Origin of the sequence: Ciceribacter azotifigens, from assembly GCF_048159625.1 — a bacterium.
Lineage (GTDB): Bacteria > Pseudomonadota > Alphaproteobacteria > Rhizobiales > Rhizobiaceae > Allorhizobium > Allorhizobium azotifigens.
Genome location: NZ_JBLQTA010000005.1, coordinates 16,930 through 31,011 on the forward strand (window position 1 = coordinate 16,930; position 14,082 = coordinate 31,011).

Below are 14,082 nucleotides of genomic sequence, written 5' to 3' on the forward strand. Positions count from 1 at the left end.
CTTTACCACGCACAGTTTCAGCCGGACGATGCCATGGATAGACTCTTCGATCTCGACCTGGTGACCGAAAATCGCCGCCGCGCCCACTTGCGGCGCGCGGACGGGGCGGACTTCCTGCTGCAGGTCGCAGCGGGCGAACTCGCCGAGAGACTTTCTCTCATCGAACGACATTTCGAGCAGGCGGTCGAACTGCACGGTGCAAGCGGCACGACCGCCAGGAAGTGCATGGAGACGGGCAAGATCGGCGACCTCAGGCGCATTGAGACCCATTCAAGCTTCGCCGAAGCGGATGAAGCCTTGACCGAAGCGCCTCTGGAACAGGTGCCACTCGAGGAGCAGTCGGTCAATCTCGTGTTGTCTCCGCTTGCACTTCACATCACCAACGATACGCCCGGCGTTCTCATTCAGATCCGCAAGGCATTAAAACCCGACGGCCTGTTTCTCGCGGCTGTTCCGGGTGCCGGTACGCTGGCCGAACTGCGGGATGTTCTCCTGTCAACGGAGATAGAGCTTTCGGGTGGGGCCAGTCCGAGAGTGATTCCCTTTGCCGATATCCGCGACATCGGCGCGCTGATGCAACGGGCGGGCTTTACCCTTCCGGTCGTCGATACCCAGACCTATACCGTCCGGTACGACTCGATATTCGGGCTGATGCGGGATCTCAAGGCGATGGGGATGGCAAATCCCCTCATCGACCGGAGCCGCAAGCCACTTGGTCGGCGTTTTTTCCTGCGCGCCGCGGAGAAGTACGCGGAACGCTACGCCGATCCCGACGGGCGCATACGCGCGACCTTCGTGTTCATCTATGTCTCGGGATGGGCACCGCATGAAAGCCAGCAGAAGCCGCTGAAGCCCGGTTCGGCCAAGATGAGGCTCGCTGACGCGCTCGCAGTCCCCAAGCGGGACTGACCGCCGTCAGGCCCCGGCCGTGTTGATGGCCGTGGTGATGGTTTCGAAAACGTTCATCAAGGCGCCCGTGAACGCACCGTAGCCAGTGAGCAAGGCTACGGAAATTATTGCTGCGATCAGTCCGTATTCGATCGCCGTCGCGCCAGCGTCGTCGGCGATCAGGCTTCTCAGCAGGCGCATGTTTCCCCCTTTTTCCGACCGGCTCCGGATCGGAGTTCGCTCAGCAGCCGTCCCCCGCACCATAGCGGTCGATGATGCAGACGGAGCCCGGCGTTTCTTGCAGGACGCTCCTGCGTATCGTGTATCGCCTGCCCGGCCCTGTCTTGCTGATCGAGCCCGTCGTTATGTTGTCGTATTCATCCGGCGTGAACGCCAGACTCTTTCTTTCCGAGTTCCCCGAAAGCATAGGTGTGAGGATGAGCGACAGCGCGATCACCGCTGTTCCGAACAGCAACGCAATGTTCAAAACACCCGTCTTCCTGGCTTTTTGCGAAGACCGTTCTCCAGACCCCACGGTCTTCCAGAAATCCTCGTTTGCCATGATATGCCCCACGCACACTCTACCGCATGAACAGTTCTATCCATGCCTGAGGGTTATAAACTTTTCGTTAAGAACAATTGCAAGAACTTCGAAGGACTACAGCAGATCCTGCAAATAGGGGATGAGCGGCTCGTCAGCCGGAGGCATCGGGTAGTCGCGCAGGGCTTGCGGGCGCACCCACTTGACCGCCTGGCCCTCCCTGCCATGGGCTATACCGTCATAACGGCGGCAGATGAAGAGAGGCATCAGCAGGTGAAAACTGTCGTAGCTGTGGCTTGCGAACGTGAGCGGTGCCAGACACGGAATGCGAGTGGTGATCCCGAGTTCCTCCTCGAGCTCACGCACGAGCGTTTCTTCGGGTGTCTCCCCTGCTTCGACCTTGCCACCTGGAAACTCCCAGAGACCCGCGAGCGATTTTCCTTCGGGCCGCTGGGCCAGCAGGATTCGCCCGTCCGTATCCACGAGCGCGCAGGCGGCGACCAGAAGGATAGGCTTGGGTCCGCCATTCATTGCTTACCGTCCTTAGACCAGTAGTAGTAGCGGTAAGCCTCGACGAAGCCGAGCTTGGCATAGAGCGACAAGGCTGCTTCGTTGTCCACAGATACCTGGAGCCAGGCAGCGCGCGCACCGCGCATTCGCGCCCAGCGGAGTGCGGACGAAAGGACTTCCATGCCGACGCCGCGCCGGCGATGCTTGTCCGACACGGCAAAGAGCAGGATGCCGGCAAGGTCGTTGTCCTGCACGCACAGGAGCGATGCGACCGGACCGGCATTCGGATCCTCGATCAGGAACATGCCGGCAGTCGGCTTGATGGAATTGATGACTTCAGCCAGGACCGGCTTCAGCGCCGGGTCTTGGCCCTGAAGGGCAAGACTTGCGTCGACGAAACGTCCGACGTCCTGGGTCGGCAGATGATCGAGCGTATCGGGGATTTCCAGCGCGGTGAGATCGGCCGTCTGGGTGACGACCTCCTCGAAACACGTCCAGCCCCCGGCGATCAGATGGTCAACGAGAGGCTTTGGCGTCAGTGGTGTTTCCCGCACCACCAGCGGACGGCCATAGGCGTCGAACTTCCGCGCGGCTCGCTCGAGCCGAATGGCAATGTCGCGACTGTCGGACGGATCGAGCGCGACCACGCAGTTCAGCCGCTTCGATGGATGTCCGCCGGTCAGCCTTACCTGCCAACTGCCGTCGTACTGCACGGAAGCGGCGGGCCAGGCTCGGAAACTGACTGCCTCGAGCCGCCGCACGAGCGGAAGATTCGCCTGCTGTCGCTCCGCCTGCATCCGCGCCATCAGCTCCGGTAATCGCCGTTGATCGCAACGTATTCCTTGGTGAGATCGCACGTCCAGACGGTCGCCTCGCCATTGCCGAGCCCGATATCGACCCGGATTGCGACGTCGTCTTCCTTCATCACAGCACTGGCCGCGGCTTCGGAGTAATCGGGATCCCGCTCGCCATTGACCGCCACGCGGACATCGCCAAACCATATGGCGAGCCGGTCACGGTCGGCCATTTCGCCGGACTTGCCGACAGCCATGACCACCCGGCCCCAGTTCGCATCTTCACCGGCAACCGCCGTCTTGACGAGCGGAGAGTTGGCGATCGACAGGCCGATGCGCTTGGCAGCACCGTGGTTTTCGGCACCGGTGACGGTGATCGCAATCATCTTCCGTGCGCCTTCACCGTCGCGGACCACCTGCAACGCCAGGTCCTTGAGAAGATCATCGAGCGCGGCCCTGAAGCTGCCGAGACGGGCATCGTCCGCAGACTCGACGCGAGCCTGCCCGTCCACCGCGGCGGCACCGGTCGCAAAAAGCATCAGCGTATCCGAGGTAGAAGTGTCGCTGTCCACCGTTACGGAGTTGAAGCTCGGGCCGACGCCGGCAGAAAGAAGCGCCTGAAGCGCCGGAGCCGCGATGTCCGCATCGGTGACCACGAAAGACAGCATCGTCGCCATATCCGGCGCGATCATGCCCGCGCCCTTGGCTATGCCGTTGATCGTCACATTGACACCGTCGATCTTTGCCGTTCGGGTCGCCACCTTCGGATAGGTGTCGGTGGTCATGATCGCCTTGGCGGCTTCCAGCCAGAAGTCGCCGGTCGCGGTCTTGGCCATGTCGCCGAGAACGCCCGAGAACTTGGTCGCATCGAGCGGCTCGCCGATGACGCCGGTGGAGGCGAGATAGATCTCGTTCTCCGCACAGCCAAGTGCCGCGGCCGCCGATTTCGCCGTCAGTACGGTCGCCGCCCTGCCCTTCATGCCGGTGAACGCATTGGCGTTGCCCGAATTAACAACCACACCGTGCGCAATGCCGTGGGGAAGATTCTCGCGGCAGAAATCAACCGGCGCCGACGGACATTTGGAACGGGTGAACACGCCGGCAACGGCTGCGGGCTTGTCGAAGGCCATCAGCAGGACGTCGGTGCGGTTCTTGTACTTTATGCCGGCTGCTGCGGTCGCCATGCGGACACCTCTGATCGGCGGCATGGCAGGGTAGGATTTGGGAGCAAGCGGGGAGACGGTGGCAGACATTTCTTTGCGGCCTGAATAATACGAAGCAGAAAAGGGAAGGCCCGCGCGGTCGGCGCGGGCCGAAAGGTTGCCGCCGTTATTGCGGCTGCTTGTTCACGTCTTCATAGCCCTTGCGCAGGGCCTCATCGACGATCTCGACCTTCTGTTCGGCTTTCGCCTTGGCGATCAGTTCGAGATACTTGTCACGCATGACGAGCTGGCGCACCTGCTGCGAAACATCGTCGTAGGCCGGCGGCGGCGCGTCGCGCTTGTCCTCGACCTTGATGACGTGGAAGCCGAACTGGGTCTTGACCGGGGTCTTCGAGTAAGTGCCCTTCTCCATGGCGAACGCGGCCTGTTCGAATTCCGGCACCATCCGCCCCTTGGTGAAGTAGCCGAGATCACCACCTTCCGATTTGTTCGGATCGGTGGACTTCTCTTTCGCAAGCTCGACGAAATCCTTGCCCTTGTCGAGTTCGGCAATGACAGCCTTCGCCTCGTCTTCGGTCTTCACGAGGATGTGCCGGGCGCGAACCTCTTCCTGCTTCGGCAGAGCTGCGATCTCCTTCTCGTAGCGTGCCTTGACCTCGTCGTCGGTTACAGCGTCGACCACATGCTTCTTGAAGTACAGGTTATGAAGTTCCCGTTCGGCAATGAACTGCATGCGCTGCTGGTAGGCGGGATCGTCCTTCAGGCCCTCAGCCGTCGCATTGCCTGCCAGGAGCTTCACATCGATGGCGCTCGAGAGAGCGGCAACCTTCTTCTGCTCATCGGGAAGCTGCGACAGCTGCGGATCCAGATTCGCGAGCGCGATGTCGAGCTCGGACTGACGGATCTCGAGGTTGCCGACCTTCGCCACCAGGGCGTCTTCGGCAAAAGCAGGTACCTTAAGGCCCACGAGCGCCACGCATGCAGCAAGGGCAAGTTTATGATAGCGAGACATGAGAGACCTTTCGAATAGGATACCGCTTCAAACCGATTGAATCGGGCGAAAAGTTGTCGGATACGCCGGAAACCAACGCCTCCGCATCAACCTGTCCCGTTGACATCATTCGACCCCCCTCTTATCTGTCACGCAACCTCGCGTCCAGTGAAGTTTCCGGTGGCGGCACTCCATTTCGTCCGTGATCGGCTGCCGGCGAGTGCGCGCGCAATATGTGACGAAGTGTCAGAAAGGACCATGCTGATGGTCAGTCTTGGTGGGCTCGCCCGCAAACTGTTCGGCTCGGCAAACGATCGCCGTATCCGCTCCTACCAGCCGAAGGTCGCGGCAATCAATGCTCTCGAAGACAGCATGAAGGCTCTGGACGACGGAGCACTCGCCGCAAAGACGGTGGAGTTCCGCGAGCAGCTTGCCGCCGGCAAGACCCTCGACGATCTTCTCGTCCCCGCCTTCGCCGTCGCCCGCGAGGCTGCACGCCGGACTCTTGGGCTGCGGCCTTTCGACGTTCAGCTCATTGGCGCGATGATCCTGAACGATAATTCGATCGCCGAAATGAAGACGGGCGAAGGCAAGACCCTCGTCGCGACGCTCGCCGTCTACCTGAACGCGCTCGCCGGCAAGGGCGTCCATGTCGTCACCGTCAACGATTACCTTGCCAAGCGCGACTCGACGACGATGGGCAAGCTCTACAGCTTCCTAGGCATGACCACGGGCGTGATCGTCCACGGCTTGTCGGACGAAGAACGTCGGGCCGCCTATGCCTGCGACATCACCTACGCGACGAATAACGAACTCGGTTTCGATTACCTCCGCGACAACATGAAGTACGAGCGCTCGCAGATGGTGCAGCGCGACCACAACTATGCGATCGTCGACGAGGTGGACTCGATCCTGGTCGACGAGGCGCGCACGCCGCTCATCATCTCCGGCCCGCTCGACGACCGTTCCGACCTCTACACGACGATCGATGCCTTCATTCCGCTCCTGTCGGAAGAGGACTACGAGATCGACGAAAAGCAGCGCTCGGCAAACTTCTCCGAAGTCGGCACCGAAAAGCTCGAGAACCTGCTGCGGGAAGCCAACCTTCTGAAGGGTGCTTCGCTCTACGACGTCGAAAACGTCGCCATCGTCCACCACATCAACAACGCACTGAAGGCGCATAAGCTCTTCACGCGCGACAAGGACTACATCGTTCGCGACGGCGAGGTCGTCATCATCGACGAGTTCACCGGCCGCATGATGCCAGGCAGACGCTATTCGGAAGGGCAGCACCAGGCGCTAGAAGCCAAGGAAAAGGTGCAGATCCAGCCCGAAAACCAGACGCTGGCATCGATCACCTTCCAGAACTACTTCCGCATGTACGACAAGCTGGCGGGCATGACCGGGACCGCGGCGACGGAAGCGGAAGAATTCGCCAACATCTATGGCCTTGACGTGGTCGAGGTTCCGACGAACCTTCCGATCCAGCGCATAGACGAGGACGACGAGGTTTACCGGACCGCCGAAGAGAAGTTCCGGGCGATCATTGAAGAGATCAAGACGGCCAACGGACGCGGCCAGCCGGTACTCGTCGGCACCACCTCGATTGAGAAGTCGGAACTCCTTGCAGCCTTGCTGAAGCAATCCGGCTTTCAGGATTTCTCCGTGCTCAACGCACGCTATCACGAGCAGGAAGCCTATATCGTCGGCCAGGCTGGTGTGCCGGGTGCGGTGACCATCGCCACCAACATGGCCGGCCGCGGCACCGACATCCAGCTCGGCGGCAACCTCGAAATGCGGATCGAGCGGGAAACGGCCGAGATGGAGGACGGCGCCGAACGCGACGCCAGGATCGCGGCAATCAAGGACGAGGTTGCCCGGCTCAAGCAGAAGGCACTCGAAGCGGGCGGCCTCTATGTCATCGCCAGCGAGCGGCACGAGAGCCGCCGTATTGACAACCAGCTGCGCGGTCGTTCCGGCCGTCAGGGCGACCCCGGCCGTTCCAAGTTCTATCTGTCGCTCCAGGACGATCTGATGCGAATCTTCGGTTCCGACCGGATGGATGGGATGCTGCAGAAGCTGGGGCTGAAGGAAGGCGAGGCGATCGTCCACCCCTGGATCAACAAGGCACTCGAGCGCGCGCAGAAGAAGGTCGAGGCGCGAAACTTCGATATCCGCAAGAACCTCCTGAAATACGACGACGTTCTCAACGACCAGCGCAAGGTCATCTTCGAGCAGCGTCTCGAGCTCATGGATTCTCCGGACGTCTCGGCGACGATCGCCGACATGCGCAATGACGTCATCGAGTCGCTTGTGGGTCTGCACATTCCTGAGCGGGCTTACGCCGAGCAATGGGATACGGTGGGCCTCAGGGCCGCTGCCGCGCGGATCCTCAATCTCGACCTTCCGATCGAGGAATGGGGGAGAGAGGAAGGCATCGCCGACGATGATATCCTCGCGCGCATCACGGAAGCCGCAAACAAGGCCGTTGCCGACAAGGCCGAACGTTTCGGTCCGGAAATCATGCATTATGTCGAGCGCTCCGTCGTGCTCCAGACGATCGACCAGCTCTGGCGGGAACATATCGTCAATCTCGACCACCTGCGTTCGGTGATCGGTTTCCGCGGCTACGCCCAGCGCGATCCGCTGCAGGAGTACAAGGCCGAAGCCTTCGAACTCTTCCAGGCACTGCTTGCAAATCTCCGTGAAGCCGTGACGACGCAGATGATGCGGGTCGAACTGGTGCGTGAAGCGCCGCCGCCGTCGGTTCCCGAGATGGAAGGCCATCACATCGATGCGACGACCGGCGAGGACGACTTCAGCGAGGGCGGGGCCGCAGGCGCCCTGCTGGCCGCCGACTACGTCGCTCCGGAAAACCGCGATCCCGAGAATCCGTCCACGTGGGGCAAGGTCGGCCGCAACGAGGCCTGCCCTTGCGGCTCGGGAAAGAAATACAAGCATTGCCACGGCGCCTTCGAACAGGCGTAAGAGGCAAGAACGGAACTCTGGAAGGCGGCTCTCGGGCCGCCTTTCTGCATTCTGGCGACACACCGCATGCGCGGTAGAGGAACCGTTTTTTAACCCTGAATGGGCACAGTACGCCGATCAGTATTGCGTCATCGGTGAGTATAGCGTGTCGATCCCGGCAGTGATCCAGTTTGCGGAAAAAATACTGCCGAGCGGCCTGCATCCGGCGTTCAGGCGGCTGAAGAGCGCGCTGCTGAGCAACGACGACAACGCCCAGTCCCGGCGCAAGGCGCTCATCGCCTTTGCAATCCGCGTCGTCAGCGCCGCCATCGCCCTTGTCTCCCAGATCATCCAGGCCCGGATCATGGGCGAGTTCGAATACGGCATATTCGTCTTCGTATGGGTCCTGGTCGTGCTCGCCGGGAACCTCTCCTGCCTCGGCTTTCATGCTACGATCATCCGTTTTCTGCCGCAGTACCAGGCGCTGGGCGAACACGACAGCATCCGCGGCCTGACCCACACCGCGCGGCGCTTCTCGATGTTGATGGCAAGCCTGCTCGCCGTCGTGGGCATCCTCCTCCTGCAGTATGCAGGTGAACGGATCGAAACCTATTATGTCATGCCGCTGATCTTCGGCCTTGCCACCTTGCCGATGATTGCGTTGGGCGATGTCCTCGAAGGCACCGCTCGCGCCAACCACTGGACCATCGGGGCTCTCAGCCCGACCTATCTCATCCGTCCGACGCTAATCCTGCTCTTCATGGTCATTGCCGTTCTTTTCGGCGCGCCGCATACGGCGACGACGGCCATGCAGGCCGCGTTGCTTGCCACCTATGTCACCTCCCTCAGCCAGTTCGCGGTTATCGAGTGGAGATTGCGGAAGCGGTTCTCGTTCAATACGGGAAAGGTCGATTTCCTCGTTTGGTTCAAGGTCGCAATTCCGATCTTCCTGATCGAGGGATTTTCCTTTCTCCTCACCAACTCGGATGTGGTCATCGTCGGCCTCTACCTTGATCCGGAACAGGTTGCCGTCTATTTCGCCGCCTCCAAGACCATGGCGCTCGTGCAGTTCGTCTATTTCGCCATAAAGACAGTCGTGGCACCCCGGTTCTCGGCCATGATGGCGCAGCGGGACGTGCGGCAACTCGCAGTCTTCGCCGGCAACACCGTTCGCTGGAGCTTCTGGCCGTCACTCGTGATGGGATTCGCCGTATTACTCTTCGGAAGGTTTCTTCTGATGCTGTTCGGCGAGGCCTTCACTTCGGGCTACATCCTCATGGCAATCCTGCTGGCAGGCATTCTCTCGAAGGCGGTGGTCGGGCCTGGCGAAGTGCTACTAACCATGGCCGGACGGCAAGGACTTTGCGTGTGGCTTTACGTCGTCGCGCTCGCGACAAACATTGCATTGAATGTTATTCTGATCCCGCACTTCGGCTTGGTGGGCGCGGCTTCCGCCACCGCCGCAGCCATGATGGTCGAAGCGCTTCTCCTCCACCTCGCCGTGCGCGCTTCGCTCGGTATCGTACTTTTCGCATTCGCCAATCCGCTGGCAATACTGGACAGAACAAGGCCATCCAGATCATGATGCAGCCGCCGATCTTCAACGACAGCAAGAATGGTCCCGACAGCCTCCCTCCCGGGGCACTTTCGGTCGACGGACGTCCAGGTGTCGTCGCCGACGTGCGGATCGCCGTCGGACGTCCCGGACGTCACCTTGCGCTCTATCCCGGGCGCATGGGGTACGATCTGCAGGAGGAACTTGACTTCCTGACTTATCGGGCGATGGAGCCCAACATCTTCTTCGCTGCCCGCTTCCTCGCGCCGGCCATGCCGCGACTCGAGGACCGGCAGATCCGCATCGCCATCATTCGCGATGAGGTCGGCGCGCGTAGCCGTATGCGCCTGTTGATGCCATTCTCCATCGAGAAGCCGGGCTTCTCCGTCGGCCCTTCGATCATCAGGGTTTGGGCCAACGACTTCGGTCCGCTCGGAACGCCGCTCGTCGACGCGGAGGATGCCGCGGAGACGATCGACAACCTCTTCGAGGCACTCGCCGCGCCGGAGGCAAAACTCCCCGGAGTCCTCGCCCTGCCCGGCCTCCGTGTCAACGGCCCGTTCGCCAAGCTTGCGAGAGCGCTGGCCCTCAGCCGGGACCTGCCCCTGACGATCACCAATCCTTCCCAGCGCCCGATGCTCGAGAGCTATGAGGACGGCAACACCTACCTCAGAAACGCCATCTCCAGGGGACACCTGAAGGATATCCGCCGGCAGCGCCGGTTGCTCGCCCAGGAGGGCGAACTTGTCTACAGCGTCGCCCGACAGCCCGAGGAGATCCGGCTGCGTATGGAGGAGTTCCTCTCGCTCGAGGCAAGGGGCTGGAAGGGGAAAAGGCGGACCGCGCTCCTCAACGACCGCTATCGTTCCGCCTTCGCCCGTGAAGCCGTCAGTAACCTTGCCGAAGTCGACGCCGTGCGCATTCACACGCTCGACCTCGACGGCAAAGCGGTCGCCTCGATGATCGTCTTCATCATGGCCGGCGAGGCCTACACCTGGAAGACCACGTTCGACGAGGATTATGCCCGCTTCTCACCCGGCAAGCTGCTTGCCGCAGACCTGACTGTCTGGCACCTCGAAGACGCCAACATCGTGCGCACGGATTCCTCCACCGAAGCCGAGCAGACCATGCTGCACCGCATGTGGCGGGAACGCGAGGAGATGGCGACGGTGGTCATCGGTCTCACCCGCAACTCCGACCGTGATGTCCGGCAGGTTGCTACGCAACTTCATCTCTACAGAAATACCCGCAATCTCGCACGGATGCTGCGCGACAAGATCCTGTCGCGCCGATTTGGTGATCGCTGAGGGCGTCTTATTCCGCAGCGAAACCCGCTGTCTCCTGCTCGCGCAGAAGCCGACGGATCACCTTGCCCGACGTCGTCAGCGGCAACTCGTCCACGAAGGTGACCTCGCGAGGATATTCGTGCATCGACAAACGCTGCTTCACCCACAAACGAAGATCGGCTGCCAACTCGGGACCCGGGACATGACCGGGCCTGAGAACAACGAAGGCCTTGACGATTTCCGTGCGCAGCGGATCCGGCTTTCCGATCACCGCCGCGAGTTGCACCGCGGGATGGCCAAGGAGGCAGTCCTCGATCTCGGTCGGTCCGATCCGGTAACCGGATGAGGTGATGACGTCGTCGTCGCGACCGAGAAAGAAGAAATAGCCCTCTTCGTCCTTCCGACCCACATCGCCCGTGGTCATCCAATCGCCGATGAACTTGGCGGCGGTCGCTTCCCGCTTCTGCCAGTATTCGAGGAACATCACCGGATCCGGGCGACGGATCGCGATCTGCCCGGCAGCGCCGGCCGGAAGGACATTCCCTTCCGGATCGATGATCGCGACATCATGGCCGGGCACCGGCCGTCCGATCGCGCCGGCCTTGCTGATGCCGAGATGAGCCGCCGACGAGAGAACGAAATTACACTCCGTCTGGCCGTAGAATTCGTTGGGCACGATCCCGAGCGCCGACTTCACCCACTCGTAGGTCTCTCGTCCGAGAGCTTCGCCGGCACTGCCGATGCTGCGCAGAACAAGGTCGTATCTGTCTCGCGGACGCTCCACAGCCTTCATCAGCCGCAGGGCCGTCGGCGGGATGAAGGCGTTGCGCACCTTCATTTCAGCCATGATACGGAACGCCATGTGCGGGTCAAATTTCTGCGCGGGCGACGAAACCACCGGAATTCCGAGCAGTAGCGCCGGAAGGAGCGCGTTGAGCAGGCCACCGGCCCAGGCCCAGTCCGCCGGCGTCCACATCTTGTCTCCCGGCTGCGGCGGAAGGGCATGTGCCATCTGGAAACCCGGCATATGCCCGGGAAGAACGCGGTGCCCGTGCAGGGCGCCCTTTGGCGGCCCCGTCGTCCCTGAAGTGAAGATCATCATCGCAGGCTTGTCGGGGCCACCCTCCACCACTTCGAAGACGGACGGGTGAGCATCGATCAATCGAGCAAAGGACAGGACCGAGGCACCACCCTCGTCGATCGAGATCACGTGCTCGAGTTCAGGCAGGCGCCCGCGTATCGGCGCAAGACGCAAAAGGCCAAAGTCGTTGGTCACCACCACCTTGGCGCCGGACACCCGCAGGCGAAATTCGAGCGCTTCTTCCCCGAAAAGAAGAGCGAGCGGCAGTGCGATCCCCCCGATCTTGTAGATCGAAACATGCGCGATAACCGTCTCGAAGGACTGCGGCAGCAGCAGGGCCACACGGTCGCCGGCGACGACCCCCAGCGATTGCAGTGCATGCGCAAACGCTGCAGAACGCTCGGAAAGCCCTCGATAGGTCATCGACAGATGATTGCCGTCGGGTCTGAAGTGTTCCAGACAGACCCGCTCAGGATCGCGCGCCGCCCACTCATCGCTGACGGCGCGTCCAATATTGAAGTCCTCGGGTATCTTCCACGAGAAGTCGCGGAGGATACTCTCGTAAGAATTGCCTGCTGGCAGAAACATACCGGTATCCCGTCTCACATCGGGAACTGCTAGCATTCGTTTCGCATGGGCACAACGAGGAAGGCGGACCGTCGCACCGACCGCCGATCGCCTATACCGCCGCCAAGCGGCCCTTGATATAGCGATACTCCTGGGTCCTGCCGCCGAATCCATAGGCTGCCGCAGAGACCTCATGAACGAACGCGTAACTCTCGGGATGCAGTGCGCCGAGAATAGTCCCGACGCCTTCGTAGACTTCGGCTATGTACGCGGCGAGTTCATCTTTGGTGTTTGTGCCATCGACCACCTTGATGTCCAGCCAGAAGCTCTCCCGCTGCTGGTCTGCGAGCGATGGACCTCCTGCAAACCAATGCTCGGGCTCGATGTGCGAGATAGCGACCGCCGTGACCGTCGGATCCTTGCGAAGATGGCGTTGCGTAAGCTCCGTAACCTCGTGCGCAATCCGCTTTGAGCGTGCTGCGTCGGGACGAGTGGACAGGGTGATGTTGATGATCGGCATCGGGTGGCTCCTACAGTTGAATTTCCCTTGTCGGCCAGCAGTCATGACAGTTTTCAAACATCAATAAAATTGGATTTTATTAGCCAAAAACTTCGATAAGATCGAATTATGTACACGCTCGACCCGGAACTGCTCCGAACCTTTCTCGCTTTCGTGGACAGCGGCTCTCTGTCGCGTGCCTCGGAGATCGTGGGCCGCTCGCCCTCCGCCGTCACGGCGCAGATGCAACGCCTGGAGACGTCCGTCGGCGAGCCCCTGCTGGAGCAGGCCGGGCGGGGGCGAACTCTGACCCTTGCCGGCGAGGCCCTCGTCGGTCATGCACGCCGAATTCTGGCGACACATCGAGAAGCCCTGCTGAGCCTGAAGGGTATACATGCCGATGGTCGTCTGGCGCTGGGAAGCACGCAGGATTTTGCGGAAAAAGGTCTGCCCGACATACTGCGGCTCTTTGCGCGAAGTCACCCACGGTTGCGCCTCGACTTGCGGATCGGCCGCTCGGCCGAGCTGGCGGGTGCGTTCGAGCGGGGCGAACTCGACATTGCAATCACCATGCGGCACGGGGCACAGGAGGGCGAGCGGACAGTTCTTTGCGAACCTATGCTCTGGTTGGGGTTCCCGACATGTCTTCAGAGGGAAGGTAGCGAGGTGCCCCTCGCGCTCCTCGATCCCCCGTGCGGGTTTCGAAGCGCCATGATTTCCGCACTGGATGCCGCTGGTCGACGCTATCGCATCGCCGCCACTAGTGCCAGTCTTTCGGGACTCTCGACGGCCGTGCGCAGCGGGATAGCCGTGACGGCCAGGACGTCGCGAATGCTCGCAGAGGGTTTGCCGGTCCTGGAAAGTGCCGGACTGCCTGAGCTCCCGACGGCCGAATTTTCGCTTCGATTGCGTCGCGACGCTGTGGGCCCGGCCACCGACCTCGCAGATCTTCTGGCAGAATTGTTGCCGAATTTCGCGTAGTCGACACAAGCATGACCCAATTCAATGGTCAGTCCTGCCCGAGAATGAATGGTGCCCCATGCCGGAATCGAACCAGCACTCCTTTCGGAACTCGATTTTGAGTCGAGCGCGTCTACCAGTTCCGCCAATGGGGCACAGAAGCGTCATAACGTCAGTAGAACAGCGCCGGACTATACGAAGCGGGCCGAGGCGGTCAACGCCTTTTTCGCCAAAGCCGTTCACGCGAATGTTTGCGGGCAGGATGATGCGCCGCAAGGCA

General features: G+C 61.3%; 13 protein-coding genes and 1 tRNA gene. 5 read left to right on the forward strand and 9 right to left on the reverse strand.

All coding sequences use genetic code 11. The features are described 5' to 3' along the window. The first annotated feature begins 33 nt into the window (after positions 1 to 33). A complete protein-coding gene (locus tag ACM6UT_RS09470; protein ID WP_416797104.1) occupies positions 34 to 909 on the forward strand; it encodes a methyltransferase domain-containing protein in 876 nt (291 codons plus the stop codon). A gap of 6 nt (positions 910 to 915) precedes the next feature. Here ACM6UT_RS09470 and ACM6UT_RS09475 read toward each other — a convergent pair whose 3' ends face one another. The 6 genes from ACM6UT_RS09475 to ACM6UT_RS09500 all read right to left on the reverse strand — a co-directional run bounded on the left by ACM6UT_RS09475 (position 916) and on the right by ACM6UT_RS09500 (position 4,908). Next, positions 916 to 1,089, reverse strand: coding sequence for a Flp family type IVb pilin (locus tag ACM6UT_RS09475; RefSeq protein WP_416797105.1), 174 nt, complete (start codon positions 1,087 to 1,089; stop codon positions 916 to 918). 40 nt (positions 1,090 to 1,129) lie between these two features. Beyond that, the gene (locus ACM6UT_RS09480) at positions 1,130 to 1,450 is read right to left on the reverse strand and encodes a hypothetical protein (protein ID WP_416797106.1); all 321 of its coding nucleotides are present in this window, start codon (positions 1,448 to 1,450) and stop codon (positions 1,130 to 1,132) included. A gap of 96 nt (positions 1,451 to 1,546) precedes the next feature. Next, a complete protein-coding gene (mutT, locus tag ACM6UT_RS09485; protein ID WP_416797107.1) occupies positions 1,547 to 1,960 on the reverse strand; it encodes an 8-oxo-dGTP diphosphatase MutT in 414 nt (137 codons plus the stop codon). Further along, on the reverse strand, positions 1,957 to 2,736 hold the full coding sequence (locus ACM6UT_RS09490) for a GNAT family N-acetyltransferase (protein WP_416797321.1): 780 nt from the start codon (positions 2,734 to 2,736) through the stop codon (positions 1,957 to 1,959). Before ACM6UT_RS09490 ends, mutT begins: the two co-directional genes overlap by 4 nt. Before the next feature lie 8 nt (positions 2,737 to 2,744). Continuing rightward, positions 2,745 to 3,986 (reverse strand): bifunctional glutamate N-acetyltransferase/amino-acid acetyltransferase ArgJ, encoded by a 1,242-nt coding sequence (argJ, locus tag ACM6UT_RS09495; RefSeq protein ID WP_416797108.1) that lies wholly within the window; start codon positions 3,984 to 3,986, stop codon positions 2,745 to 2,747. A 76-nt stretch (positions 3,987 to 4,062) separates the two neighbouring features. Continuing rightward, entirely contained in the window at positions 4,063 to 4,908 is an 846-nt protein-coding gene (locus ACM6UT_RS09500; RefSeq protein ID WP_416797109.1) for a peptidylprolyl isomerase, read from the reverse strand. Between the two features lie 243 nt (positions 4,909 to 5,151). On the opposite strand from ACM6UT_RS09500, the gene secA reads away from it, so the two are divergent. The 3 genes from secA to ACM6UT_RS09515 all read left to right on the forward strand — a co-directional run bounded on the left by secA (position 5,152) and on the right by ACM6UT_RS09515 (position 10,716). Continuing rightward, positions 5,152 to 7,875 (forward strand): preprotein translocase subunit SecA, encoded by a 2,724-nt coding sequence (gene secA, locus ACM6UT_RS09505; protein ID WP_416797322.1) that lies wholly within the window; start codon positions 5,152 to 5,154, stop codon positions 7,873 to 7,875. A 145-nt stretch (positions 7,876 to 8,020) separates the two neighbouring features. Then, positions 8,021 to 9,439: a lipopolysaccharide biosynthesis protein gene (locus tag ACM6UT_RS09510; protein ID WP_416797110.1), complete on the forward strand. Its 1,419-nt coding sequence runs from the start codon at positions 8,021 to 8,023 to the stop codon at positions 9,437 to 9,439. Further along, complete coding sequence (locus tag ACM6UT_RS09515; protein ID WP_416797323.1) at positions 9,439 to 10,716, forward strand: GNAT family N-acetyltransferase; 1,278 nt, start codon at positions 9,439 to 9,441, stop codon at positions 10,714 to 10,716. Before ACM6UT_RS09510 ends, ACM6UT_RS09515 begins: the two co-directional genes overlap by 1 nt. Before the next feature lie 7 nt (positions 10,717 to 10,723). On the opposite strand, the gene ACM6UT_RS09520 is transcribed toward ACM6UT_RS09515, so the two are convergent. Together ACM6UT_RS09520 and ACM6UT_RS09525 are read right to left on the reverse strand one after the other, a co-directional pair. Continuing rightward, positions 10,724 to 12,364, reverse strand: coding sequence for an AMP-binding protein (locus tag ACM6UT_RS09520; RefSeq protein ID WP_416797111.1), 1,641 nt, complete (start codon positions 12,362 to 12,364; stop codon positions 10,724 to 10,726). Positions 12,365 to 12,455: 91 nt separating this feature from the next. Next, the gene (locus tag ACM6UT_RS09525; protein WP_416797112.1) at positions 12,456 to 12,863 is read right to left on the reverse strand and encodes a tautomerase family protein; all 408 of its coding nucleotides are present in this window, start codon (positions 12,861 to 12,863) and stop codon (positions 12,456 to 12,458) included. Positions 12,864 to 12,971: 108 nt separating this feature from the next. Between ACM6UT_RS09525 and ACM6UT_RS09530 the strand changes: the two genes are divergently transcribed. Then, positions 12,972 to 13,823, forward strand: a complete 852-nt coding sequence (locus ACM6UT_RS09530; RefSeq protein WP_416797113.1) for a LysR substrate-binding domain-containing protein — start codon at positions 12,972 to 12,974, stop codon at positions 13,821 to 13,823. Positions 13,824 to 13,872: 49 nt separating this feature from the next. Here the strand turns inward: ACM6UT_RS09530 and ACM6UT_RS09535 are convergent. After that, positions 13,873 to 13,957, reverse strand: a tRNA-Leu gene (locus ACM6UT_RS09535). Positions 13,958 to 14,082: the final 125 nt, after the last annotated feature.